24 protein-coding genes are annotated in these 24,590 nt (G+C 72.5%); 15 read left to right on the top strand and 9 right to left on the bottom strand.

The window, feature by feature from the left end:
• Positions 1-102: 102 nt before the first annotated feature.
• Positions 103-990 (bottom strand): NAD(P)-dependent oxidoreductase, encoded by an 888-nt coding sequence (locus tag AC07DS_RS36975; protein WP_479152612.1) that lies wholly within the window; start codon positions 988-990, stop codon positions 103-105.
• Between the two features lie 67 nt (positions 991-1,057).
• Between AC07DS_RS36975 and AC07DS_RS36970 the strand changes: the two genes are divergently transcribed.
• The 3 genes from AC07DS_RS36970 (at position 1,058) to AC07DS_RS36960 (ending at position 3,470) form a co-directional block, all read left to right on the top strand.
• The gene (locus AC07DS_RS36970) at positions 1,058-1,408 is read left to right on the top strand and encodes a winged helix-turn-helix transcriptional regulator (RefSeq protein ID WP_479152610.1); all 351 of its coding nucleotides are present in this window, start codon (positions 1,058-1,060) and stop codon (positions 1,406-1,408) included.
• A gap of 272 nt (positions 1,409-1,680) precedes the next feature.
• Positions 1,681-2,250: a TetR/AcrR family transcriptional regulator gene (locus tag AC07DS_RS36965; RefSeq protein ID WP_479152609.1), complete on the top strand. Its 570-nt coding sequence runs from the start codon at positions 1,681-1,683 to the stop codon at positions 2,248-2,250.
• A 38-nt stretch (positions 2,251-2,288) separates the two neighbouring features.
• Complete coding sequence (locus AC07DS_RS36960) at positions 2,289-3,470, top strand: GDSL-type esterase/lipase family protein (protein ID WP_479152607.1); 1,182 nt, start codon at positions 2,289-2,291, stop codon at positions 3,468-3,470.
• Between the two features lie 22 nt (positions 3,471-3,492).
• Here the strand turns inward: AC07DS_RS36960 and AC07DS_RS36955 are convergent, their stop codons facing one another.
• On the bottom strand, positions 3,493-4,164 hold the full coding sequence (locus AC07DS_RS36955) for a class F sortase (RefSeq protein WP_479152605.1): 672 nt from the start codon (positions 4,162-4,164) through the stop codon (positions 3,493-3,495).
• Between the two features lie 111 nt (positions 4,165-4,275).
• Positions 4,276-4,926, bottom strand: a complete 651-nt coding sequence (locus AC07DS_RS36950) for a hypothetical protein (protein ID WP_479152603.1) — start codon at positions 4,924-4,926, stop codon at positions 4,276-4,278.
• Positions 4,927-5,293: 367 nt separating this feature from the next.
• Between AC07DS_RS36950 and AC07DS_RS36945 the strand changes: the two genes are divergently transcribed.
• Together AC07DS_RS36945 and AC07DS_RS36940 are read left to right on the top strand one after the other, a co-directional pair.
• Positions 5,294-6,295, top strand: coding sequence for a Vgb family protein (locus AC07DS_RS36945; RefSeq protein ID WP_479152601.1), 1,002 nt, complete (start codon positions 5,294-5,296; stop codon positions 6,293-6,295).
• 102 nt (positions 6,296-6,397) lie between these two features.
• Positions 6,398-7,273, top strand: coding sequence for an SCO6745 family protein (locus AC07DS_RS36940; protein WP_479152599.1), 876 nt, complete (start codon positions 6,398-6,400; stop codon positions 7,271-7,273).
• 76 nt (positions 7,274-7,349) lie between these two features.
• Here the strand turns inward: AC07DS_RS36940 and AC07DS_RS36935 are convergent, their stop codons facing one another.
• Together AC07DS_RS36935 and AC07DS_RS36930 are read right to left on the bottom strand one after the other, a co-directional pair.
• A complete protein-coding gene (locus AC07DS_RS36935; RefSeq protein WP_479152598.1) occupies positions 7,350-8,558 on the bottom strand; it encodes a cytochrome P450 in 1,209 nt (402 codons plus the stop codon).
• Positions 8,555-9,265 carry a cyclodityrosine synthase gene (locus AC07DS_RS36930; RefSeq protein ID WP_479152596.1) on the bottom strand — a complete coding sequence of 237 codons (711 nt, stop codon included), beginning with the start codon at positions 9,263-9,265 and terminating at the stop codon, positions 8,555-8,557. Before AC07DS_RS36930 ends, AC07DS_RS36935 begins: the two co-directional genes overlap by 4 nt.
• A 189-nt stretch (positions 9,266-9,454) precedes the next feature.
• Between AC07DS_RS36930 and AC07DS_RS36925 the strand changes: the two genes are divergently transcribed.
• From AC07DS_RS36925 to AC07DS_RS36900, 6 genes are all read left to right on the top strand, one after another.
• Positions 9,455-10,321 (top strand): fructosamine kinase family protein, encoded by an 867-nt coding sequence (locus AC07DS_RS36925; protein ID WP_479152594.1) that lies wholly within the window; start codon positions 9,455-9,457, stop codon positions 10,319-10,321.
• Positions 10,322-10,500: 179 nt separating this feature from the next.
• Complete coding sequence (tgmA, locus tag AC07DS_RS36920; RefSeq protein ID WP_014670659.1) at positions 10,501-10,692, top strand: putative ATP-grasp-modified RiPP; 192 nt, start codon at positions 10,501-10,503, stop codon at positions 10,690-10,692.
• A 17-nt stretch (positions 10,693-10,709) separates the two neighbouring features.
• Positions 10,710-11,693 (top strand): ATP-grasp ribosomal peptide maturase, encoded by a 984-nt coding sequence (tgmB, locus tag AC07DS_RS36915; RefSeq protein WP_479152592.1) that lies wholly within the window; start codon positions 10,710-10,712, stop codon positions 11,691-11,693.
• A gap of 35 nt (positions 11,694-11,728) precedes the next feature.
• The gene (locus AC07DS_RS36910) at positions 11,729-12,625 is read left to right on the top strand and encodes a Gfo/Idh/MocA family protein (protein WP_479152590.1); all 897 of its coding nucleotides are present in this window, start codon (positions 11,729-11,731) and stop codon (positions 12,623-12,625) included.
• Between the two features lie 238 nt (positions 12,626-12,863).
• Positions 12,864-13,295: a hypothetical protein gene (locus AC07DS_RS36905; protein WP_479152588.1), complete on the top strand. Its 432-nt coding sequence runs from the start codon at positions 12,864-12,866 to the stop codon at positions 13,293-13,295.
• Complete coding sequence (locus AC07DS_RS36900; RefSeq protein WP_479152586.1) at positions 13,288-14,778, top strand: caspase family protein; 1,491 nt, start codon at positions 13,288-13,290, stop codon at positions 14,776-14,778. The genes AC07DS_RS36905 and AC07DS_RS36900 overlap by 8 nt, the downstream gene beginning before the upstream one ends.
• A 180-nt stretch (positions 14,779-14,958) precedes the next feature.
• Here AC07DS_RS36900 and AC07DS_RS36895 read toward each other — a convergent pair whose 3' ends face one another.
• Complete coding sequence (locus AC07DS_RS36895; protein WP_479152585.1) at positions 14,959-15,867, bottom strand: GNAT family N-acetyltransferase; 909 nt, start codon at positions 15,865-15,867, stop codon at positions 14,959-14,961.
• Positions 15,868-16,095: 228 nt separating this feature from the next.
• Here AC07DS_RS36895 and AC07DS_RS36890 point away from each other — a divergent pair, with 228 nt between their 5' ends.
• Positions 16,096-17,202, top strand: a complete 1,107-nt coding sequence (locus AC07DS_RS36890) for a PP2C family protein-serine/threonine phosphatase (protein ID WP_479152583.1) — start codon at positions 16,096-16,098, stop codon at positions 17,200-17,202.
• Positions 17,203-17,235: 33 nt separating this feature from the next.
• Here AC07DS_RS36890 and AC07DS_RS36885 read toward each other — a convergent pair whose 3' ends face one another.
• Complete coding sequence (locus AC07DS_RS36885) at positions 17,236-17,676, bottom strand: Lrp/AsnC family transcriptional regulator (protein WP_479152581.1); 441 nt, start codon at positions 17,674-17,676, stop codon at positions 17,236-17,238.
• Positions 17,677-17,708: 32 nt separating this feature from the next.
• A complete protein-coding gene (locus tag AC07DS_RS36880) occupies positions 17,709-19,058 on the bottom strand; it encodes a transaminase (RefSeq protein WP_479152579.1) in 1,350 nt (449 codons plus the stop codon).
• 278 nt (positions 19,059-19,336) lie between these two features.
• On the opposite strand from AC07DS_RS36880, the gene AC07DS_RS36875 reads away from it, so the two are divergent.
• The 3 genes from AC07DS_RS36875 (at position 19,337) to AC07DS_RS36865 (ending at position 22,763) form a co-directional block, all read left to right on the top strand.
• A complete protein-coding gene (locus AC07DS_RS36875) occupies positions 19,337-19,804 on the top strand; it encodes a hypothetical protein (protein ID WP_479152577.1) in 468 nt (155 codons plus the stop codon).
• Between the two features lie 362 nt (positions 19,805-20,166).
• A complete protein-coding gene (locus AC07DS_RS36870) occupies positions 20,167-21,414 on the top strand; it encodes a serine hydrolase domain-containing protein (protein WP_479152575.1) in 1,248 nt (415 codons plus the stop codon).
• 116 nt (positions 21,415-21,530) lie between these two features.
• Positions 21,531-22,763: a cytochrome P450 family protein gene (locus tag AC07DS_RS36865; RefSeq protein WP_479152574.1), complete on the top strand. Its 1,233-nt coding sequence runs from the start codon at positions 21,531-21,533 to the stop codon at positions 22,761-22,763.
• Between the two features lie 118 nt (positions 22,764-22,881).
• Here AC07DS_RS36865 and AC07DS_RS36860 read toward each other — a convergent pair whose 3' ends face one another.
• Complete coding sequence (locus tag AC07DS_RS36860; RefSeq protein WP_479152572.1) at positions 22,882-24,420, bottom strand: helix-turn-helix domain-containing protein; 1,539 nt, start codon at positions 24,418-24,420, stop codon at positions 22,882-22,884.
• Positions 24,421-24,590: the final 170 nt, after the last annotated feature.

Raw genomic sequence — 24,590 nt, 5'->3', positions numbered from 1 at the left:
CGGCGGAGGGAAGCGTTCCATCGCGCGGACGCACACACAAGTCGCGGGCCGGCGCCCGTTACGTTCCGTCCGTCCGTCGACACGAGGAGTCGCAGCCCGGCGTCAGTGCCGGCCGAGCACGTCCGCGACCCGGATGAAACCGTCCGTCCCGTGACCCAGGCCGATGACCCGGCGAGCCATGCCCTCGGCGGCGCGCATCACGCCCGCGTCGATGCCGTGGGCCTCGGAGAGGGCGACGACATGGGCCATGGTGGAGGCGGCCGAGGTGATGGGGTTGATCGCCCCGGAGTAGGTGCCGCTGTCGGCGTCCTCCGCGAACTCCCCGAAGAGCGGCGGCAGGATGGCGCCGATGCCCTGCGCGAAGGGTGCCAGTTCCCGGGCGGTGACGCCCTCCGCGCGGGCGATCGCCACGGCGTGCGCGTAGCCCGCCATCGCGGTCCAGAAGACGTCGAGCAACGCGATGTCGAACGTGGCGGCGCGCCCGATCTCCTCCCCGAGGTGGGTGTGCGTGCCGCCCAGGGCCTCCAGCAGGGGCAGCTGCTCCTGGAAGAGGTCCCGCGGGCCGCTGTGCAGGAACACTGCGTCGGGCGTGCCGATGCCCGGTGCGGGTGTCATGATCGCGCCGTCCAGGTAGCGGATGCCGTGGGCTGCGGCCCAGTCGGCCGTGTCCCGGGCGCGATCGGGGGTGTCGGCGGTGAGGTTGACGACGACACGGCCCTTCAGTGCCCGGGTGACGGCGTCCTGGCGCAGGACGCCGTCGGCCGCGTCGTAGTTCACCAGACAGACGACGATCAGATCGCTCGCGGCGGCGGCCGCCTCGGCGGTCGGGGCGCCGACGGCACCCTGCGCGATCAGCTCGCGGTCCCTGCCCGGCGTGCGGTTCCAGACCGTGGTGCGCAGCCCGGCCTTCAGGAAGGCGCCGCCCAGCGAGCGGCCCATCGGGCCCAGACCGAGCACGGTGACCGTGGAGCGTGCGGAGGGTGCAGACATGATTCAACTCCCGTATAAGTAAGGAAATATGGCCGAACGGCCGGGCGGACGAGCGAAGAGGACGAGGATGACGCGCAGCCGTGCCCAGGATCCGAACGTGTGCGGAGTGACCGCCGCGATCGCGGTGATCGACGGCAAGTGGAAGACCACGCTGCTGTGGCTGCTGGAGTCCGGTCCGCACCGGCCGGGCGAGCTGCGCCGCCGGCTGCCGGGGCTGAGCGAGAAGGTGCTGACTCAGGCGCTGCGCGAGATGGAGTCGGACGGGCTGGTGCACCGGGAGGTGCACGACGTGCTGCCGCCGAAGACCGTGTACTCGCTGACCGGGTTCGGCCGCGAGCTGGCCGAGGCCCTGGGGCCGCTGTCCGACTGGGGCCACCGCCGCCTGGAGCGACTCGTCGCGCCCCGGCCGGCTTCCTGACGCCCTGGCGCCCGCACCTCCACTCCCTCTGCCCGGCAGCCCCTGACCTCGGAGAACAGCGTCTCCCGGCGGGGCGGGGCTGCCAAGTACCCACAAAAAGTGGGTGTTCGCGACCGGCCTCCACGTCACTGCCGGCCTCCGGCCACGGTCGGCATGGTCCCCGCCGGCCCCGTGGCGATGCCCGACGCACCGAGCCAGGCTGCAGCGCTATCCAATTTGCCTAAAAGCTTTAGGTAGCCGCATAATCGATTTCGGCAAATGGGAGGAAGCTTATGGTGCGCGCAGGACTGACCGCGGAGCGTCTCGTCCGTGCGGGAGCGGAGCTGGCCGACGAGGTCGGCTTCGAGCAGGTGACGGTGTCCGCGCTGGCCCGGCGTTTCGACGTCAAGGTCGCCAGCCTGTACTCGCACCTGAAGAACTCCCAGGAACTGAAGACCGGGATCGCCCTGCTCGCGCTGGAGGAACTCGCCGACCGCGCCGCCGAAGCACTGGCAGGCCGGGCCGGCACGGACGCCCTCCAGGCCTTCGCGAACGTCTACCGCGACTACGCCCGCGAGCACCCCGGCCGCTACGAGGCCGCCCGGTTCCGGCTCGCCCCGGAGGCCGCCGCCGCGAGCGCAGGCGGCCGGCACGCCCAGATGACCCGGGCGATCCTGCGCGGCTACGACCTGGCCGAGCCCGACCAGACCCATGCGGTCCGGCTGCTCGGCAGCGTCTTCCACGGCTACGTCAGCCTCGAGTCGGCCGGCGGGTTCAGCCACAGCGCACCCGACTCGCAGGAGTCCTGGACCCGGATCCTGGACGCCCTCGACGCACTGCTGCGCAACTGGCCGGCGTCCTGACTCCCCCTCCGCCCGTTTCTACCGACAGGCTCGCACCGATGTCCTCGTACGACTGGCTCACCATCCCCCTGACCGCCGACCTCGTACGCGGTGCCCTCGACCTGGAACGCACCGGACACGGGCTGCTGCCGCACCGGCTTCCGGCCCGGGCCCGGGCCCAGTGTGCCGACCCGCAGCTGCACATGGTGGAGTCCCAGCCGTCGGGCGTACGGCTGGTCCTGCGCACGCGTGCCACCGCCGTCGAGCTCGACACGCTGCCGACCAAACGGGTCTACGTCGGCGCCCCGCCGCGCCCGGACGGCGTGTACGACCTGCTCGTCGACGGCCGCCCGGCCGGCAGCGCGTCCGTCACCGGCGGCAACACCCTGACGATCGACATGGCCGCGGGCACCGCCGAGCAGCGGCCCGGCCCGGTCGGCACCGTGCGCTTCACCGGCCTGCCCGCCACGGTGAAGGACGTCGAGATCTGGCTGCCGCACAACGAGACCACCGAGCTGGTCGCCCTGCGCGCCGACGCGCCCGTCGAGCCGGTGCCGGACCGGGGCCGCAAGGTGTGGCTGCACCACGGCAGTTCCATCAGCCACGGCTCCGACGCCGCGAGCCCCACCACCACCTGGCCCGCGCTCGCCGCCTCGCTCGGCGGGGTGGAGCTGATCAACCTCGGCCTGGGCGGCAGCGCCCTCCTCGACCCGTTCACCGCGCGCACGCTGCGCGACACTCCCGCCGACCTGATCAGCGTCAAGCTCGGCATCAACGTGGTCAACGCCGACCTGATGCGGCTGCGCGCCTTCGGCCCCGCCGTCCACGGCTTCCTCGACACCATCCGCGAGGGCCGGCCGGACACCCCTCTTCTCGTGATCTCGCCGATCCTGTGCCCCATCCACGAGGACACACCCGGCCCGTGCGCCGTGGACCTCGGCTCCCTGGGTTCGGGGCAGTTGCGGTTCCGGGCCACCGGCGATCCGGCGGAGCGGGCGTACGGCAAGCTCACCCTCGCGGTCGTCCGGGAGGAGCTGGCCCGGATCGTGCGGCAGCGGGCGGCCGAGGACCCGCATCTCCACCACCTCGACGGCCGCGACCTGTACGGGGAGGCCGACAGCGCCGAACTGCCGCTGCCCGACGACCTCCACCCGGACGCCGCCACACACCGCCGGATAGGTGAGCGCTTCGCCGCGCTGGCCTTCGCCCCGGGCGGCCCCTTCGCGGACGGGGCCGTCTGACCCGCAGCGGTCCGCCGGGGCGTCACACGAGGTGGGCGAAGACCACCAGGTTGTCGGTGTAGTCCTGCACCGAGTGGTCGTAGTCACCCGCGCAGGTGATGAGCCGGACCTCGGGGCGCGCCGTGTCGGCGTACACGCGCTTGCTCGGGAAGTCGTCCTTGGCGTAGGTCTCCGTGTCGTCCACGACGAAGTTCGCCCGCCGCCCGTCGGCCCGGTCGACGGAGAACCGGTCGCCGGTCTCCAGCTGGTCGAGGTTGGCGAAGACGGCCGCGGAGGTCACCGTGTCGACGTGCCCGGCGATGACCGACGTGCCCGCCTCGCCGGGCGAGGCGCCGTCGGAGTACCAGCCGACCAGGTTGGTGTTGGCCGCCGGCGGGGGTTCGAGCTGGCCGGAGGGGCCGAGGGAGAGGGCGGCGAAGGGGGCGTCCACGGAGATCTTGGGGATGAGGAGCCGGATCGGCACGGAGTGGGGCAGCGGCAGGCCTGCCTGGTCGGAGTCGCCCGTAGCGGCGCCGGTCGCGCCCGCGGTACGGGATACGTCCGGGGTGTCGTTCACACCGTGATGGCCGCCGAACAGGCTGACGGCGAGGACGGCGATCGCCACGCCCCACAGGGTCAGCCGGCCGCCGAAGCCGGGGGTCGGCTCGTCCGTCGCCGGTTCGTCGGGGGGCGGGGAGGAGGGATCTGCTGCCATCGGACACCACCTCACTCGGGCACGGCAGCAAGCGGATCGGGGTTGGGGGGGCGGGCCGCCGGCACGGTCTGCGCCGGCGGCGGCCGCATCCCCCGGCATGCGGGAGTCCGGTCAGGACGCCGGCTCGACGGCCTTCTTCCGGCGCAGTGCGTACATGCCGGTGGCGCCTACCGCGAGCACGGCGAGCCCGCCCGCGGTGACACCGGGCGCGGCGAGGGCGCCGCCTCCGGTGTGCATGCCGCCGCGCGGCTTGTCCTGGTCGTCACCGCCGCCGCCCCAGTCGTCCTTGTCCCCCTTGCCGCTGCCGCTGCCACTGTCCTCCTTGTCCCCCTTGCCGCTGTCTCCCGTGTCTCCCTTGCCGCCGTTGTCCTCGTCCTTGTTCTTGTAGGTCTCGGGGTCGAACCTGCTGTCGTCGCTGCTCGAACTCCAGTCGTCGTCACCCCGCACCGCGGCGAGGGCACCGCCGCCCGTGTGCATTCCGCCGCGCGGCGAGTCGTGGCTGCCACCGCTGTCGCGGTCCGTGCTGTAGTCGTTGTCGTTGTCGCTGTCCGACCCCTTGCCGTGGTCGCCGCCGGAGCCCTTGTCGTGGCCGCCGCCGGAATCACTGTCGTTGCCGGAATCACTGTCTTGGTTCCTGCTGTACGAGGAGTCGTCACGGCCGCCGTCGTCCCCACCCGACACGGCGAACACGGCGCCGGGTGCGGCAAAGGAGAGGGCGGCCGCGGCGGCAGCCGTGGCGAGCAGGATGCGGGCAGAACGCATGTCGAGGTCCTTCCGCCGTGGCCGGGCAGCGGATTCGACATCGGCTCGATGAACCCGGCCTCGACATGAACCACCGTCAGCCAGCCGGTTGCCTCGCACCATCCGGGCCGCCCAGCCGTGTCATCGCTCCACCCGTCTGTCCCATCGACACGCCGCAATGCCCCTCGTTCGGACCAGTTCCCGTCACCCGTCCGCCCGCCGCTCGGCCGGCGCCGCCAGTGGCCCACTCAGAACGTCGCGTCCGCCTGGCCCGGTCCAGGTGTCCGAGGTCCGGGACTTGACGAGGATGGGGGTGGTCCGACGATCCATCACGGCACGGCGGCGCCCCCTGCCCCTCGCCCCGCCGAGAACGAGAAGGAGCCGCGCCATGCCCTCCCCCGCAGCCGTGCTCGGACGCGGCATCCGCCGACTGCTCACGGCGTCGCTGGGTGCCCTGGCCGGGATCGCCGTCGTCGCCGCCCCGGCCCGGGCCGACGTCGGCGATGTGACGGAGTTTCCGATCACCACCACGGCCGGCACCCTCCCCGCCGGCCTCACCACGGGACCGGACGGGGCCGTGTGGTTCGCGGCGCCAGGAGTCGGGCGGATCGGACGGGTCACCGTAGAGGGCAAGGTCACCGACTTCCCCACCTCCAGTCCGGACAGCTTCCCGCTCAGCATCACCACGGGTCCGGACCAGGCCCTGTGGTTCACCGAGGGCGAGGCGAACAGGATCGGCCGTATCACCACCTCCGGACAGCTCACGGAGTTCCCGGTACCGACGGCGGACGGCTTCCCGACCGGGATCGCGTCCGCACCGGACGGTGCCCTGTGGTTCACCGAGGCGGACGGCGACAGGATCGGCCGCATCACCGCCTCCGGCCGAGTCACCGAGTACCCGGTCCCGACCCCGGGTGCCTGCCCGAACTCCATCGCGGCGGGCGGGGACGGAGCGCTGTGGTTCACGGAACTGACCGGCGGGAAGATCGGGCGGATCGACGGCTCCGGCCGGATCGCCGAGTTCGCGCTGCCTTCCGCGGCCGGCTTTCCCGACGACATCGTCACCGGCCCCGGCGGCATGTGGTTCACCACGTCCGGTGCGGACCCGGTCGACCGGATCGACTCCACCGGACACGTCACCGGGATCCCGCTGCCCGACGCGGACAGCAGTCCCGGCGGTATCGCCCTCGGGCCGGACGGACAGGTGTGGTACGCCGACCAGGCCGGCCGGATCGGTCACGTCGACACGGCCGGCAGGATCACCGTCTTCCCGGTGCCGGGCGGCGCGGACACGGTGCCGTTCCGCATCGCCGCCGGTCCCGACCACGGGGTGTGGTTCACGGGGCTGCTCGGCAATGTCATCGGGCGCGTCCAGGCCCTTCCCGAGTGATCACGAGGAGCGGGAAACCGCCCCGAACCCGCTTGTTATGACAGCAGTCATAGCGCAGGCTGGTGCCGGCAGCACAACAGGCCGACACGGTGGGAGGAAGCAGTGGCGGGCGGGACGGCGAGGACGATGTGGGAGCGGTACGAGCCGGTGCACGATCTCGTGTACTTCGCGCCCGAGGCGCGGCAGGCGGCGGACCGGCTGGGGATGCGCGGGTTCTGGATGGGGTACTTCGCGCTGCGGGCGGCCCCGCTGGGCGCGGTGTCGCCGTCCGTGGTCACCGGATCCTTCTTCGTCTTCCACCCCGCCCGGGTGGCCCGAGCGCTGCCCGACGCCTGGGCGTACGCGGCTCCCGAGGCGGTGCTTGCGGCCCGCGGGGAGGCCATGAACGCGGCCATGATCCGTCTGTTCGGGCCGGAGGTGACGGGCTCGGCGGAGCTGGCGGAGGCGGCCGACCTCGCGTGGGAGGCGGCGGCCGCGGCGGACGTTCCGGGACGGGTGCTGGCCGCGGCCAACCAGGCGCTGGAGCGGCCCGAGCGGCCGACGGTCCGGCTGTGGCAGGCCCTGACGACCCTGCGCGAGCACCGGGGCGACGGGCATGTCGCCGTTCTGGTGGGCCTGGGGCTCGGGCCGGTCGAGGCCATGGTGCTCAAGGCGGCCGCCGGGGAGTCGGACGCGGCGTTCCTGCGGGAGACCCGCAGATGGGAGCCGGAGGACTGGGCGGCGGCCGAGGCCGCCCTGCGGGAGCGCGGCTTCCTCGCCGAGGACGGATCGCTGACCCGCGCGGGTGTCGGCGGGCGCGCGCACATCGAGATGCGGACCGACGAGGCGGCCGAGCGCCCGTGGACCGCGCTCGGTGCGCAGCGCACCGCACGCCTGGCAGAGCTGCTGGAGCCGCTGGCCCGCACCGTCGAGGACTCGGGGCTGCTGCCGCCCGGCAATCCGGTGGGGCTGACACGACGGGAGTCCGCACGCCGGTGACAGTGGCGCACGTCGGCGTCCCCGTCCGGGGTTCCGGACCGGGGACGCCGTACGGGACGTACGGGGAGCCTGAGGGTTACCAGGCCACCGGGAGCCGTTCGGGGATCCGCTTCATGAAGCCGGTGCGCCACACCAGTTGACTCGGCGGGACCGCGAGCGCGAGGTCCGGCAGGCGTTCGAGCAGGACCTCCAGGGCAATCCGGGCGTGTGCGCGGCCGAGTGCGGTGGCGGGGCAGTAGTGGGCGCCGCCGCCGAAGGAGAGGTGGTCGGGGGTGTTGTCGCGGTGGACGTCGAAGCGGTGCGGGTCGGGGAACTTCTCCGGGTCGAGGTTGGCGCCCTCCACCAGGACCAGGACGAGTTCGCCCCGGCGGACCCGCACGTCGCCGAGCAGGACGTCCTCCAGGGCGAGGCGCGGCAGGGCGTCGCCGATGGAGAGGTTCACCCGCAGCAGCTCCTCCACGCCCGGACCGATCAGGTCGGGGCGGTCCCTGAGGAGGTCCCTGGCTATGGGGTGGGTGAGCAGGTAGACCAGGGCCATGGCGAGGAAGCCCGAGGTGGAGATGGTGCCGGCGCCGAACATGGTGACGCCGACGGTGGCCAGCATCTCGTCGGTGAGGTGTGCGTAGTCGGGGTCGTCGCGCAGGGCGGCGAGTTCGCCCATCAGCCCGTGGGTGGCCGGGTCGTCGAGCAGGGCGGTCATCCTGGTGATGTCCCGGTCCCAGTTGATCTTCGCGCCGGTGATCGGGCACGCCGAGTTCATGAAGGCGATGTCGAGGCTGCGCAGGAAGGCCGGGGCCTCGGTCTGCGGGATGCCGAGGATGCGGCAGTGCATGCCCGCCGAGTACGGCTCGCAGAACGCGTCGCGCAGGTCCACCGTCGGCCCCTCGGCCTCCATCAGGTCCACCAGGCGGTGGGCGTCCTCGCGCAGCCGGGCCAGCAGGCCGGGGGCCTTGGGGTTGAGCGCCTTCATCACCGCCCTGCGCAGCCCCGCCCCGGTGATGTTGCCCATGTTGTTCACGACCTCCGGCGGGATCGTGAGCGCGTACTGGCGGGGGACGCCGGGCGCGGAGGTGTCCTTGAGGGAGAAGCGGTCGTCCTTGAGAACCTCCCGGCACAGGTCGTAGGAGGAGACCAGCCACGCCTCGTCGCCGGCGATGGTCCGCACGCGCCGTACGGGAGTGGCGGTGCGCAGCTCCTCGACCTCGGCGGGCACACGGGTGCCGTCCCAGGAGAACGGGAAGTCCAGCGGCGGTGCTTCGGTGCGGATGTCGGGGGCGGTGGTCATGCCGCGGCTCCTTGCTGGGCGGCGGGCGTCACGATGGCGTGGCCCTGGTTTCGGGAGGCGCGCAGTCCGGCGCCGCGGGAGTACAACAGCTCGGCCATCGGCAGCAGCTGGTGGTAGCAGTTGAGCGACGAGGGCACCTTGAGGATGGCGGGGGTGTCCAGGAACAGGGGCGCCTCGGCGCACACGTACTCCAGGCACACCTCGCGCTGCCGCTCGCTCGCCTGCTCGCCGCGGGCCGACAGGAAACGGCTCACCAGGGCGTTGCAGACGCGCCGGAAGTCGCCGTCGGACGTGAGCCGGTGCTTCAGCTGCCGGTGCATCTCCTGGTAGGCGGGGTTGGTGCGGAAGGCCGACATCGGGTGCCAGTCGAGCCGGGTGCCGTCCGGGTCGGCCTCCGTCACCGCGTCGCGGACCTTCGCGCGCACGCCCCGCAGATTCTTCACGGCCTTGCGGCGGGCCTCGTCCGGCGGGTAGCCGGACGCCTCGTACATCTCGGCCACGTACAGGTCGGTGTAGACGAAGTCGACCCTGTCGAAGTGGTCCAGTCCCCAGCGGGCGAGGTCGTGCAGGCGTTGGGCGGAGAAGTAGCTGTTGCCCGGCGACACGCCGATGACCGCGTGTGCGCCCTCGCCGAAGATGACTTCGCAGTGGGAGGTGTAGGGCTGAACCTCGAAGACGTCGGCCATCAGCACGGATGCTGTGGTCAAGGGGGATAACCCTCCGCCGCTCGCTAGTCCCGTCAGGGCCCTGTGCCCCTGGTGTGGCGACGCGGCGCCCTCACGCTAGTCGTACGGCGCCAACACGGGTAGTTACTGCCTGGGTTTGGCTGAAATCAGTCGTATCAACCGTCGAAGTGTCCTCAGGGGAACCTCATTTGCGGGCCGTACGCTGAGGCCGTGGTCAACCGGGACGAAGATCCGGGGCAGGCGGCGTCGCGGCTCACCGGGCGCCGGGTCACAGCCGCGCGGACGCCGTCCGGGTCGCCCGCCGAGGTGACGCTGGAGGGCGGAACAGCAGTGATGGTCAAGCACGGCGGCGCCCCGGGTGCCGTACGCGCCGAGGTGGCCGGGCTGCGCTGGCTCGGCGCCGCGGGCGCGGTCCGGGTGCCGGAGGTGCTCGGCCACGACGAGCGGTGGATGGTCACCGAGTGCGTGCCGACCGGGCAGCCCGATGGCGCGGCAGCGCTGCGTTTCGGCCACGCCCTCGCGGCCCTGCACGCCGCCGGGGCACCGGCGTTCGGCGCACCACCGCCGGGTGGGCCGCAGGAGGCGTACATCGGCCTCGCACCCATGCGCAACACGCCCGGGAACGACTGGCCCGGCTGGTACGCCGAGCACCGTGTGCTGCCGTATCTGCGCGACGCGGTGGACGCCGGCACGATCCGGCCCGCGGAGGCCGCCGTGATCGAGCGGGTCTGTGCGCGGCTCCCGGATCTCGCCGGACCGGCCGAACCGCCCGCCCGGCTGCACGGCGACCTATGGAACGGGAATGTGCTGTGGGCCACAGACGGGGCGGTCCGGATCATCGACCCGGCGGCGCACGGCGGACACCGGGAGACCGACCTGGCGATGCTCCGGTTGTTCGGCTGCCCGCATCTGGACCGGGTGCTGGCGGGATACCAGGAGGCGGCGCCGCTGGCCGACGGCTGGCGGCGGCGCGTCGGCCTGCACCAGCTCTTCCCGCTGCTGGTGCACGTGGTGCTGTTCGGCCGCGGCTATGCCGAGCAGACCCTGGCCGCGGCCCGCGGCGCCCTCACGGAGTGAAACGGAACGCAAGGCACCGCACACCCGTGGGCGGACCGCGCAACTCCTCCCGACCGAGGTGACGTCCTCCTGTCTGGTGCCCCGAACGACCCCTCTCCGGACTTCGGTTACGGAGTGTAAGGAAACCAACCACCCGTTCGATTCGTATAAGGACGTGAAAGCCGAATCAGGGAGAGACCATGCAACCGTTCACGCTCAACTACGCGCGCCCCGCTGTGCAGTTGGACGTCACCGCTCCGTACGCGTACGACTCCGGACTGCAGTTGAACGTCCTCCCGGACGGGCGGATCGCCGCCACCGACCACGCGACTCTGAGAGCACTGGGGACAACGACCTCCACGGCCGGCTCCAAGACGCACTTCGACGACTGAACGCGGGCCTGTGCAAGATGACCGTGCTCATCCTGACCACTGAAGAGGACGTGACGGCGGACATGGTGGTCCTCCAGTTGGGCCGGGCCGGCGTGCCCGTGGTCCGGCTCGATCCCGCCGACCTCACCAACGGCGTGGCGCTGTCGGGCGAGTACGTGCAGGGCGCCTGCCGCGGACACCTCTCCGTCGGCGGGCGCCTCGTGAGTATGAACGGCCTGCGCTCCATCTGGGTGCGCAGGCCGGGTGACGCGGCCCTGCGGGCCGGCCAGCCGTCCGCCTGGCTGACCGAGGAGTCCGCGCAGGCGCTGTACGGCATGCTGCGCTGTACCGGCGCGCGCTGGATGAACCATCCGGACGCGGCCCGCCGGGCCCGCCACAAGCCCTGGCAGCTGCGGCTCGCCCAGCTCAGCGGGCTCGCCGTGCCGGCCACCCTGATCACCACGTTCCCGCAGGCGGCCCGGGAGTTCGCCGAGCGGTTCCCTGACCTGGTGGTCAAGCCCGTCTCCGGCGCACATCCCCAGGAGCCGCCGCGGGCGGTGCCCACCAGCCGGGTCGCGCCGGACGCCGACTTCGCGGCCGTCGCCTTCGGTCCGACCCTGCTGCAGCGGCGGATCCCCAAGCGGGCCGACATCCGGCTCACGGTCGTCGGCGAGCGGCTGCTGGCCGCGCGCAAGCCGGCCGACCCGGACGGCCACCCCGACGACATCGACGTCCGCTTCGCCCCGTCGGTCTCCCCCTGGCTCCCGGCGGAAGTGCCCCCGCGCGTCGCCGAGGCCGTCCTCCGCTACATGAAGGACGCCGAACTCGCATACGGTGCCTTCGACTTCGCGGAGGACTCGGACGGAATCTGGTGGTTCCTGGAGTGCAACCAGTCGGGCCAGTTCGGCTTCGTCGAGATGGACACCGGCCAGCCGATCGCCGAGACCATCGCGCAGTGGCTGGCCGGGCACGGAGACCATGCGGTGTCGTACGTCAACGGCGACCGGGACACGGCATCATGAGGCCGTGGCGACCGGTCAGCGGAAAGGAACGCGAGATGCGCATCGGACTGCTGGGAACCGGCCCGTGGGCCCAGGCCGCCTACGCCCCCGCGCTCGCCGGGCACACCGGTCTGGACTTCGCCGGGGTCTGGGGACGCCGCCCGGAGGCGGCCACCACGCTGGCGGAGCAGTACGGCGTCGGGGCCTACGACGACGTGGACGCGCTGCTGGCGGACGTGGACGCGGTGGCGGTGGCCCTTCCCCCCTCCGTACAGGCCGAATTGGCAGTGCGGGCGGCGCGGGCGGGACGGCATCTCCTCCTGGACAAGCCGCTGGCGGTGGGGGTCGCCGAGGCGCGGGCCGTGGCCGAGGCCGCGGAGCGGGCCGGGGTGTCCTCGGTCGTGTTCTTCACCACACGCTTCCAGAAGGAACCGGAGGCCTGGATCGACGAACAGGCCGCCGCGGCCGGCTGGTTCACGGCGCGGGCGCAGTGGCTGGGGGCGGTGTTCACGAGCGACAGCCCGTTCGCGGCCTCCCCGTGGCGGCGGGAGAAGGGCGCGCTGTGGGACGTGGGACCGCATGCCCTGTCCGTCCTGCTGCCGGTCCTCGGCGACGTACGGCAGGTCCTGGCGGCGGCGTACGGTCCCTCCGACACCGTGCACCTGGTCCTCGACCACGCCACGGGCGCGTCCAGCACGCTCACGCTGAGCCTGACGGCACCGCCCGCGGCGGCCGGGGCCGACCTCGAACTGCGGGGCGAGGCCGGGGTGTCGCTCCTGCCGAGAAGCTCCGAGGGCGCCGTGCCCGCCCTCACCCGCGCCGCGGACGCCCTGCTCACCGCCACCCGCACCGGCCGCCCGCACCCCTGCGACGCAGCGTTCGGCCTGCGGGTCACCGAGATCCTGGCAGCGGCGGAGGCGAAGCTGGCCGGGGAACCGGCCTCCTTCGCCTAGAGACTGTCCCGTGACCGGTGGGGCGGTTACGCGGCCGCGGGATCTGGCCGAGGGTGACGAGGTGACCGTGCGGATGACGGTCCGCCTCTGGGCGCGTCCCCCTGACCGCCCGCAGCCTCCCGGCGAGATCGGCCACCGCATCGGTGGGGATCCGCGAAACCGCCCCGAGGGCGGCCCCGTTCATGCCACTCTGTCACCCTTCATGCACTTCGAGCACTGCGTTGAGGGGGGACGGCACATGGACCGTCAGGGAGGTCTCGCCGAGGCGACCGTACGGCTGTGGCATGACGAGTCGGCCGGGATACGCATGACCGAGGCCGAAGCAGTCGCGCTGACCGAGGAGTTGGCGGGGCTCGAGCTGCACCGGGTCACACCGCTGCCCGCGGGTCCGGCGCCGGTGGGCACCCGGTCGGCCGAGGTCTGGGAGACAGCGGCCCTGGTGATCACCCTCCGGACGGCGCCGACGCTGGTGAGGTCGCTGGTCGGACTGCTGCAGGACTGGCTGCGGCGCCGCAACTCCGGCTCCATCGAGATGAAGCTCGGCACGCACGAACTACGGCTCGACTCCACCGGCCGCGCGGAACAACGCGAGGCGATTCAGGGCTTTTTCGCCGCGATCGAACAGGACCGGGACGCCACCCGGACGACGGAGCCCTCCGACCATGGCTAGGCGAGCCTTGGTGGTCACCACCTCGCGCTACGACGATCCCAGGCTCGCGCACCTGCCGGGGGCGGACGCGGACGCGGTTGCCCTCTGCGAGGTGCTGCGGGACGAGGCGATCGGAGGCTTCGAGGTCGACGTCCTCAGAGACCGGACGCGCGACGAAGTGGCGCGCGGAGTGCAGCGCTTCTTCACCGGGGCCGCCCCCGAGGATCTGCTGCTGCTCCATCTCTCCTGCCACGGCCGCAAGGACTCGCGAGGCCGGCTGCACTTCGCCGCCCGGGACACGGAGCTGGACGTGCTGACCGCCAGTTCGGTCGGTGCCGACTTCCTCAACGACCTCATGGACGAGAGCCGGTCCCAGCAGATCGTCCTCTTCCTCGACTGCTGCTACAGCGGCGCGTTTGTGCGGGGCATGCGCACGCGTGCGGGTGAGCACACCATCGACGTGGCCGGCAACCTCGGCGGCCGCGGTCGCTTCATCATCACCTCGTCGACCTCGTTGCAGTACAGCTACGAGGACGGCGAACGCAGCCGCGACGGGGCGAAGCCGTCGGTCTTCACCTCCGCTGTGGTGCAGTCGCTGCGCGACGGCACGGGCGACCGGGACGGCGACGGCCGGGTCGGCGCGGAGGAGTTCTACCGGGACGTGGCCGACCGGGTCGGCCGGATCCTGCCCGCTCAGACCCCCACACGCAGTGTCAACAGCGCGGTCGGTGACCTCGTGGTGGCCTTCAACCCGGCGGGCCCCAGACCGAGCCGTCCGGCTCCGGTCGCATCGGCCGGTGCGACCGCCGTAGTGCCGGCCGCCGCCGCACCACCGCCGAAGTACCCCTTCACTCCGCTCAAGGGGTCCGGCTACGACATCGAGCACGTCGTCGCGGGCCTCGACCGGCTCATCGAAGTGGTGTCCGACCCCGGACGCACGACACCGGTACGGCCACCGCACTTCCCCACGGCGTCCGACAAACGCATGGGCTACGACAAGGGGCAGGTGGACGCGCACATCGAGCGTCATCTCGTCGAACCCGCCAACTTCGAGATCGCGTTGACCTTGCTGCTGAGGGAACAGGAAGCCGTGGTCGTGCCCGACAGCCCGACTGGACGCAAAGTGGGGCAACTACGTGAACGGTGCCGGCTCGTCGGCTGGGAACGTCTGCTGGGCCACGTCAGGACCGGGCGGTCGGTGGCCCTGGACCAAGCCGTGGCCTTCACCACCACGCACCTCTGCGTCCTCGCCACCGGCACGTTGATCCGTGTGCCCTACCGGGAGTTGCCGGAACTCGACGTTTCCTCCAAGACTGAATGGGAGCGGTGGTCGGGCAGTAACGACCAAGCGGGATTCGGAGGGGAGACGCGACACGTCACCACCACGGTCCGCTTCGGCCACGCGACGGCCGTGTTGTTCGGCAGCGTGCTGGAGACTGCCCTCACCTCGTTCGTCGAGGCCATGGCCGACCTCCGCAAGAGCCACCCCGACTGGTTCGCCTAAAGGGTGTTGCACAAGGCCCTGAGCTGGGCATCTCCCATGTATGGCTGGGGTGTTGAGGGCTGACCTGCCCGAACACAGCCTTGTGCAACACCCTTCAGGTCCTGCCGTCCTCCTCGAACGGTTCGTCGCACCACCGGGCCAGGCCCCCGCTCCGCCGTCGTCGATCACCTCGTCAGCCGGTCACCCGGCACTGACACCCCGCTCGCAACAGAAGTTGAGGCGCTCCCGTACGACGGGGTAGCCGGCCCGGGTGAAGTGCGCGGCCATCGGGAAGTTGTCCTGGTCGGTGGCGGCGGCGATGAACTCGGCGTCGCGTTCGACGAGGAAGTGGGTGCACTCGGCGAGCAGGTCGTAGGCGTAGCCCTGGCCGCGGTGTTCCGGCAGGACGCCGATGAAGCCGACGCACGGTCCGGACGGATTGCGGGCCGGGATGTGGATGCCGACCGGCTCGCCCTCGGGTGTGCGGGCGAGCTGCCACCACATGCGTGGTGACGGGAACCAGTGGAAGATGTCGAGATCCTCCTGGGCGGCCCGGTCGACTCCGCCCTGCTCGACGGCCCGCCGGGCATGGGCGTCCAGGGTGACGGAGTGGATGCGGCGCAGGGCGTCGAAGAAGACGGTGTCGTCCGGCTCGGCGGAGAAGACGAGGCGTCCGGGGCGCTCGGGCAGTCCGTGGTCCGGGGTCCAGCGGTAGATGAAGCGTTCCACGAGAGGCTCGTATCCCGCTTTGCGGGCGGCGGCGGTGCGGGTGGTGACGGCGGTCGGCAGACCGGGGACGTCGCGCCAGCCGGCGGGCAGGTCGAGTTCGAGTTCCTCGGTGCGCCAGGGTGCAGCGCGCAGGAGTTCGGCTCCCGCGTCCTCCTCGCCCTCGGCCACGTCGAACCAGTTGACGACGAGCGGCTCGGGGTCCTCGGGCCGGCCCCACCAGGCGGCGCGGGCCACGACCCGGCCGGCACGCAGGGCGACCCGCTTCCAGTCGGGCCGGTACCGGGTCCGCCGGTGCTTCTCACGGAAGCCCAGCGGGTCGGGCAGGGCGTCGAAAAGGTGAGCACTGCTCTCGTCGAGCGTACGGATGACCACGGCGGTCATGGATTCCTCCGGGATGCGTGCTGCGTACGGCGGGACGCGCTCCCGGTCGGACGTGTCACACCCGAGGAACGGGAAGGCGGGAGCGCTGGGTGACTGCGGACTGCATGACGCTCGCCCCCTTCCGGTGCCGTCTCGGGCGTGCCGCACACGCCAGGAGAACGGACGGCCGGGTGTCGACGGCTTTTTCCTCGGTGCACCCCCCTCCCGGCGACGGCGTAGCGTGGGGATGTGAGATCGGTGCGCGGCTCGTCGTCGCGGCGGAACCGGGAAGGGCGCGGCTGGCTGCAGGGCGCGCCACCGCCGCAATGGGTGCGGCTGCTGCCGGTGGCACTGCTGGTGGGGGTGACCACGGCCACGCTCGTCACCCCGCACGCGAGCGATCTCGGCTTCCTGCTGGGCGCGATCCCGCCGCTCGCCGTCCTGTCGTACGGGCCGGCGGCGACCGCCGTCCTGGGCGCTCTGGTGGTCGTGGTGCTGAACCTTCCGTCGACGCACCTGAACCGTCCCGGCAACACCGATCTGCTCACCATCGTGTTCGTCGCCCTGCTGAGTGTGTTCCTCTCCTACGCGCGCAGGCTCCGGGACGCCCAGCTGGTCATGGAGCGGGCGATCGGGGAGGCCGTGCAGCAGGCCGTGATGCCGCCACTGCCGGAGCGCGTGGGGCGGGTGGGGTGCATGGGCTTCTACCGGGCCGCCCAGGACGGGACGCTGGTGGGCGGGGACTTCTTCGATGTGCGGGCGGGGCCGCACGGCGTCAGGGCGGTGCTGGGGGACGTGCGGGGGCACGGGCTGGCGGCGGTCGCGACGGTGGTGTCGCTGCTGGGCGCGTTCCGGGAGGCGGTGCTGGACCAGCCGGACCTGGCGTCGGTCGCGGCCCGCATGGACCGCAGGCTGGGGGTGGACTCCGCCGGTGAGCGGCATGCGGAGCTGTTCGCGACCGCGGTGCTGCTGGAGTTCACGCCCGACGCGCGGGCGGTGCGGGTGGTCGCCTACGGGCATCCGGCCCCGGTGCTGCTGCACGACGGCCGGGCCCGCGAGCTGACTGTCACGGCGGCGCCCCCGCTGGGCCTCGGGCTGATCGGCGCCGATCCCCCCAAGGAGGTCACCGTGCCGCTCGGGCCGGGCGACCGCCTGCTGCTGGCCTCCGACGGCGTCTGGGAGGCCCGGAACGCCTCCGGCGCCTTCTATCCGCTGGCCGAGCGGCTGACGGACATCGCGGACACCGTCTCCGGCGACCTGGCCGACGCCGTGTGGACCGACCTCGGCCTACGGCACTACGAGGTGCGCGACGACGCCACCCTGCTGGTCCTGACGCCCCAGCCGCCGGGCACCTGATCCCGGCATCCCGTGCCCGTGCGGACGCACAGGTCAGCCCACGTCCCACAGGAAGCGGTGGGTGTGGATGCCGAAGTACGGGAAGGACTGGATCTCGCGGACGCCCTCGATCGGCCGGACCACGTCGTTGACGAAGTCCAGCAGGTCCTTGGGGCCCGGCGCGACCACCTCGGCGAACAGGTCGAATCCGCCGGAGCTCAGCACGGAGTAGACCACCTCCGGGCGTTCGGCGAGGGCGTCGGCGACGACGCGCGGGTCACCGTCGGCGCCGATGCCGAGCAGGGCCATGGCCTGCCCGCCCATGGCCATCGGGTCGGTGACGCCGACGACCTGAACGGCCCTGGAGTCCAGCAGGCGTTGCAGGCGCTGGCGGGCCGCCGAGGCGGACAGCCCGACCTTGGGACCGAGGTCGGCGTAGGCGATCCGGCCGTCGGTCTGCAGCTCGCGCAGGATGGCCCGGTCGATCTCGTCCACGACTCTCCCTTCGTGCTGTGTCGGGGGGGTTCTCAGCCGGCCAGTTCGGCGAGGGCCGCGGCGAACACCTCGGTGTGCGTGTCGACGTCCGGCTCGGTGGTGTCGGGGCACATGAGCGCCATGTTGTGGAACGGGGTCAGCAGGATGCCCCGGTTGGCGAGGTACAGGTGCAGGAAGTCCTCCAGCTCCGGGTCGGCGGCCGCGGCGGACTCGGTGCCCGTGCGGGGCGCCGGCGCGGTGAAGCGGTACTCGGTGCGGGCGCCGAGGCGGCTGACGGACCAGGGCAGCCGGTGGGCCTCGATGCCGGCCCGGACCCCCGCCTCGAAGCGTTCGGAGAGCTTCGCCATCCGGGCGAAGGCCTCGTCGGTGAGCACGTGCTCCAGGGTGGCCCGGGTCGCGGCGACCGACAGCGCGTTGCCGGCGAGGGTGCCGCCCACGCCGCCCATGTCGACGAGGTCCAGGTCGGAGCGGTTCAGCAGCCGCTCGGCGAGGTCCGCGGAGAGGCCGTAGGCGCCGGCCGGGATGCCGCCGCCGATCGCCTTGCCGATGGTGAGCAGGTCCGGGTCGAGGTCCCAGGCGGCCGTGCAGCCACCGGGGCCCGCGGAGAAGGTGTGGGTCTCGTCGTTGATGAGCAGGGCGCCGTAGCGCCGGGTCAGGTCCCGTACGCCGGCGAGGTAGCCGGGCTCGGGCAGGACGATGCCGATGTTGGTGAGCGCGGGCTCCATGAGGACGGCGGCGACGTCCCCGTGTGCCAGCTCGCGCTCCAGCCCGGCGAGGTCGTTGAACTCCGCGACCCTGCTGGTCAGGGTGACGTCGCAGGGGGCTCCGACGTTGCCGGGGCGGGCGGCGCCCTGGCCGTCCGGGCCCACGACGATCAGCGACTCGTCGACGCTGCCGTGGTAGCAGTAGCTGTTGAACAGGATCTTCGGGCGCCCGGTGACGGCCCGGGCGAGCCGGATCGCCCATCGGTTGGCGTCGGTCGCGGTCAGCGAGAAGCTCCAGCGGGCCAGGCCGAAGCGGCGGGTCAGCTCGGCGCCGACCCACTCGGCGTCCTCCGTGGGCAGCATGGCGGTGGCCCCGCCCAGAACGCCGTACCGGCGGTCGACCGCCTCGGTGACCGCGGCGGGCGAGTGACCGGCCATCGCGCCCGTGTCACCGAGGCAGAAGTCGATGTACTCGTGCCCGTCCACGTCGGTGATCCGTGCGCCGCGCGCTCCGGCCAGATAGCGCGGGAAGGCACCGGCCGTCTTGTTCATCCAGGTCATCGGTACCCGGCCGAAGAGGTGGTCGGCCTTCTCGTAGGCCGACCTGGAGCGCGGGTTGCGGCGTTCGGCCTCGGCGCTCTCGCGGGCCAGGAGGGCGTTCAGACGCGTGCGGTCCATGGGGTACCTCGATGTATACCGGGGACGGAACGGTCCGAGCGTACGAGCGAAAGCGTGCCGAGTTCAAGGGTCCATGCTCGAATCAGTTGTCGCAACGCTTGAATCGAGTGTCGGACCGGCACATGGCTACCTTGGCACTGATGCCCCAACTGACGAACCATTGTCCGGTGTTCGAATGAGATGTCTCAAACGCCAGGGTTCGCCACCCCTTCCGCCAGGTAGAAATATCTAACAGCATGCATATGCCGGGTTGGTGTGCAGGATCAGCGGAGCGGTGCATGACGAACAGGATGTGGATGCGGGGCGTGGAATGGCTCGCCGCGGCGGCGGCCGATCCGCGAGCGTGCAAGTGGGAGTGGGACCACGGGGAGGGCATCGCGTTGCTGGAGGCGGGCCGGTTCTGGGACGTCCTGAGCGTCCCCGAGCGGCTCGGTCTGCTCACCCTGGACCTGCTGTGGCGGCCCTCGCTGCCCGTGCCGGGGCCGACCCTGGTGGACACCGCCGCGGGCCGGGTCGGGTTCTTCCTGCCGCCGGACCCGACCGGGGGCTGGATCGGCGCGGGCCTGCGGTACGCGACCAAGGGGTCCTGGGTCTCCGTACCGCCGCCGTACCGGCCCGCGCGCTCCCTGGAGTGGCTGATCCCGCCGGACGGCAACGGCACCCTGCACCGGCCCGGCACGCTGGAGACGGCGCTGCAGGAGGCCAACGGCGCGCTGGCGGTCCTCGCGCCGTCGCTCGGGCAGTAGCGGAGCAGGGGCGTTCGGGCCCGGGCAGGATGCGCCGGACGAGCCCTCCGAGGCTGCCCCGGAGCACGTCGGGCTCCACAGGGACGGTGCGTCCCTCGGCCCGCCACGCCGTGACGAGTTGGGCGCGGACCCGCTCTCGGGTCCGGTCCGCCGGGGCCCTGCGGCTGCTTCGGTCCGTCCGAACCGGCCGAACAGGGCCTTCCGCCCGTCGGGCAAGCACCTCGGCACGGAGGCGGCTCAGGCCGGCCCGGGAGCCCGTCCGGCCGACAGGCGCGGCCAGGTGCGCGCTCCTATGCTGGGGAGCCAGGGCTCCGACGTCTCGCCCGCCGCACGTACTGCTCTCACGTGCTTGGAGTCAGCCCATGCCGCATTCATCCGCACGCCTGCGCCGGGGGGCCGCGGTCGCCGTCGTGGTGGGGACACTGATGGTGCCGCTCGGTGGCGCTCCCGCGGGGGCGGTGCCGGCCTCCGTGCCCACCGCGTTCGCCGCCGAGCCCACCCCCTCCCCTTCGGGGGCGGAGGTCCGCACGATCACGCCGGACGTGGCCCGCCAACTCGACGCCGCCGTGCAGAAGGTGATGACCGAGGCGAACGTGCCCGGCGTGATGGTCGGCATCTGGACACCGCACCGGGGCAGCTACGTCGGCTCGTTCGGTGTCGCCGACAAGATCAGCGGCCGGACGATGACACCCGACCTGTACATGCGGATCGGCAGCGAGACCAAGACGTTCACCGTGACGGCGCTGCTGCAGCTGGTGGACCAGGGCAAGGTGGGCCTGGACGATCCGATCGGAAAGTACATCGCCGGGGTGCCGAACGGGAACGAGATCACGCTGCGGCAGCTCGCCGGCATGCGCAGCGGGCTCTTCAACTACTCCCAGGACGACGACTTCTTCAAGGCGTTCACGTCCGATCCGCGACGCCCCTTCACGCCCCGGCAGCTGCTCGCCTACTCCTTCAGGCACCCGGTGCTGTTCCCGCCGGGGCAGAAGTTCTACTACAGCAACACCAATCTCATCCTGCTCGGCCTGGTCGTCGAGCAGCGGAGCGGACAGCGCCTCGGTGACTACATCCGGCAGCACGTCCTGGAGCCCGCCGGGATGAAGAACACGCTGTTCCCGGTCGGCGCGGAGTTCCCCGCCCCGCACGCGCAGGGCTACACGAACCAGACCGCAGACGGCAGGATCGCGGACGCGGCCGACTGGAACCCGTCCTGGGGGTGGGCGGCGGGCGCGATGATCTCGACCCAGGACGACCTGCGGGTGTGGGCGCGCACGGTGGCGACCGGCCAGTTCCCGGACGGCAGCTGGATGGTCAGCCCGGTCACACAGAAGCAGCGGCTCACCACACCGGCCACACCGATCCCGGGGGCGGGCTACGGACTGGGCATCTTCAACGTACAGGGCTGGATCGGCCACAACGGCTCGCTGCCGGGCTACGAGTCACTGACCGTCTATCTCCCGGCGGCACAGGCGACCCTCGTGGTGCTGCTCAACACAGACATCGACCACAACGGCCAGGAACCGAGCACCCTGTTCGGCCAGGCGATCACGCAGATCATCTCCCCGGACCACGTCTTCGACCTGCCGGCCGAACCCGCGGCCAGGTAGGCGCCGACCTGGCTGGTTTCCGGTCGAGTCGAGGACGGCCTGTTCGCTGCCGGACGACGACGGTGTGTACTGGAAAGCGCCTGCCCCGCGAGAGCCGACCAGCCAGGAGAGCCGTCGTGACCGTCACCGACCGCATGCCGATCGACCCGTTCGGCACCGACATCGTCGCGGAGAGCGCCCGGCTGCGCGCCCTCGGCCCGATCGTCCCCGTGGAGCTGCCCGGCGGCATCCCCGCCTGGGCGCCCACCGGGTACGACGTCCTGCGGGAACTGATCCTCGATCCCCTGGTGAGCAAGGACGCGCGCCGGCACTGGCGGCTGTGGCCGCACACCGGCGAACGCCCCGCCTGGAGCTGGATCGTGACCTGGGTGGGCGTGGTCAACATGCTGACCACCTACGGTCCCGACCACACCAGGCTGCGCAAGCTGGTGGCGCCGAGTTTCACGCTCCGGCGCACCGAGGCGCTGCGCCCGCGCGTGGCGGCCATCACCGCCGAGCTGCTGGACGCGCTGGCGGCCGCGGGCGCCGACGGCCGCGCGGTCGATCTGCGGGCCGGGTTCGCCCATCCGCTGCCGATGCGCCTGATCTGCGAACTGCTGGGAGTGCCCGACGAGTTGCGCGCGGACGCCGCACGCCTCATCACCGACATCTTCGACACCTCCGACCCCGGCCCGGAGCACGCGGCATCCGTGCAGGAGCGGATCGGCACGGTGCTGGGGACGCTGCTCGCGTACCGGCGGCAGGAGCCGGGCGACGACCTCACCACGGAGCTGATCCGGGTCCGGGACGAGGACGGCGACCGGCTCTCCGACGAGGAGCTGCTGCACACGCTGCTGCTGGTGGTCGGCGCCGGGTTCGAGACCACCGTCAATCTCATCGGCAACGCGGTCGTCGCGCTGCTGACACATCCGGCGCAGCTGGCGGCGGTGCGCTCCGGGGAGGCCGGGTGGGAGGGGGTGGTCGAGGAGACGCTGCGGGTGCACCCGCCGGTCGCCGCGCTGCCGCTGCGGTTCGCGGTCGCGGACCTGACGGTCGGGGGCGTGACGATCCCGGCCGGGGACGCGATCATCACGACGTACGCGGCCGCCGGCCTGGACCCGGCGCGCTACGGGCCCCACGCGGCCGACTTCGACGCGGGGCGCGGCGCCGACGACCATCTGGCGTTCGGTATCGGCGTGCACCGATGCGTCGGCGCACCGCTGGCCCGCATGGAGGCACTGACCGCACTGCCCGCGCTGTTCACCCGCTTCCCGCGGCTGCGCCTGGCCGTCGGCGCCGACGAGCTGCGGCAGGTGGCGTCGTTCATCGCCCACGGCCGGCAGGAGGTGCCGGTCCGGCTCGGCGGCTGAGACACGTGCGGGGCACCGACCGGTCCCCCGTACCGGTCGTGCCCCGCGACTGCTGAACCTATGTGCGGGGACACGGCGGTGGGTATCGCGCCGGTGCCCTTTCCGGAGCGGTGAGGACTCACTCGTGCACAGGTGAGTCCGGTTGGCCCGGGTTCGCCCGGCTCATGACGGGTGCGGCGAGGGCACCGGTGGCCAGGTGGGCGAGGACGACCTCGTACAGGTCGCTGCCCATGGCCAGCAGCTGGCGCTCCAGAACCGGTTCGGCGGCCCGGACGTGGTCGCGTACGGTCTGGGCGTGCACGCCCAGGTCCCGGGCCGTGCGCTCGGCGTTCGAGTCCGCGGCGATCCAGGCGCGCAGGGTGCCCCGCAGGTCGCGGCCGTCCGCGTCCAGACGGCCGAGGAGGTCCCGCGCCCAGGCCCGCAGCGCCGCCGAGCCGAGCAGGTCACCGAGCCGGTCGGGGGCCGCGGGCGGGGCCGTGCCGTCGGGGCCGTACAGGCCCTGCACCGCCTCGGTGTTGAGCGCGAGGCGGACGGCGGCCCGGGTGGTGAGGTGGGAGAAGTCGGTGCCGAGCAGCGCCTCGACGCGGTCCATGCGGGCACGGACGGTGTTGCGGCTGACGCCGAGGACCTTGGCAGCGGCGACGGCGGTGAACTCCAGGCCCAGCCGGGTCGTGGCGAGCAGTTCGGCGCGGATGTGGTGGGGCAGCCGGTCGAGGGGGCGCAGCACGCCCGCGGACCAGGCGCGCAGGGCGACGGGGTCCATGAGCCGCTCGGGGTGGGTGCGTTCGGCGTAGACGGCCGTCTGGTCCGGGCGGAAGCGGGCGACGGCGAGGGCGCTGACGGCCTGCCCGTAGGCGGTGGCGGTGCGGGCCAGGCGCTGGCGCAGGCTGCCGCCGAGGAAGGTGCCCGGCCGGCCGTCGACGAGGGAGCGCAACCGGTCCCCCGCTGCCGGCCTGGGGCCGACGACGATGACGTGCCCGTCCACCGCGGGGCAGCGCACGACGAGGGCCAGGCCTTCGGTGATGTGCGCGCAGGCGTCGGCGAGCGCGTCCCGCTCGGCGGGCGAGACCTCGACGACGTAGACACACGCGGTGTCCTCCTCGAGCAGGCCCGGCCACAGTCCGGCCGCGACCCGGCGGGCGGAGACGGTGTCCTCCACCATCAGCAGCTGCAGGATGGCCAGCCGCAGGTCGGCCGTGGCCCGGCGCAGCCGGTGCCCGTCGTCCGTCAGCTTCCGCTCCCTGAGGAGGAGTTCGAGCACGGACGCGGTACGGTTCAGGATCTCGGCGGCACGCCGGTCGAAGGGGTCGCGGCGGGCCACGGCGAGCACCGCTCCCGCCGCCGGGCCCCGTTCGGGGTTGGGTATCCCGACCAGGCGGACATGGCGTTCGCCGTCCTCCAGGGCCGCCGCGGAGATCCGGCCGGTGACCACGTCGGCGAGCACGGCGGCGTCCAGCGGCAGGCGCTCACCGGCGAGGAGACTTCCGTGGGTGTCCTGGAGGCAGACCGTGGCCCCGACGGTCCGCCCGAGCCAGGTGACCACCCGGCGCGGATCGCGGCCGGCGGGACGCAGATGGTCGAGCAGCTGCTCCGCCCACGTGGTGACGGAGTCCCGCGGCTGCTGGGTGTGAGGGCCCTCGTCGGCTCGGCCGGCCACGTCGACCTTCTCCTCGTCGTCGGTTTGACCTCGGCTTTCGAACGTGGACGTTACCCCAAGCGGGGCCGCACGCCGCCCGTCGGCGGCGAGCGCGAATGCGGCGGCTGGGACACGGCACCGGGGGCCGGCGCCGGGCACCAGCCGCCTGCCCCACAACTCCATTGCCCGGG

The organism is Streptomyces sp. NPDC044064 (assembly GCF_056434245.1).
The sequence above is the reverse complement of the archived record's forward strand: the minus strand, read 5'-3'. Positions and strand labels throughout refer to the sequence as shown.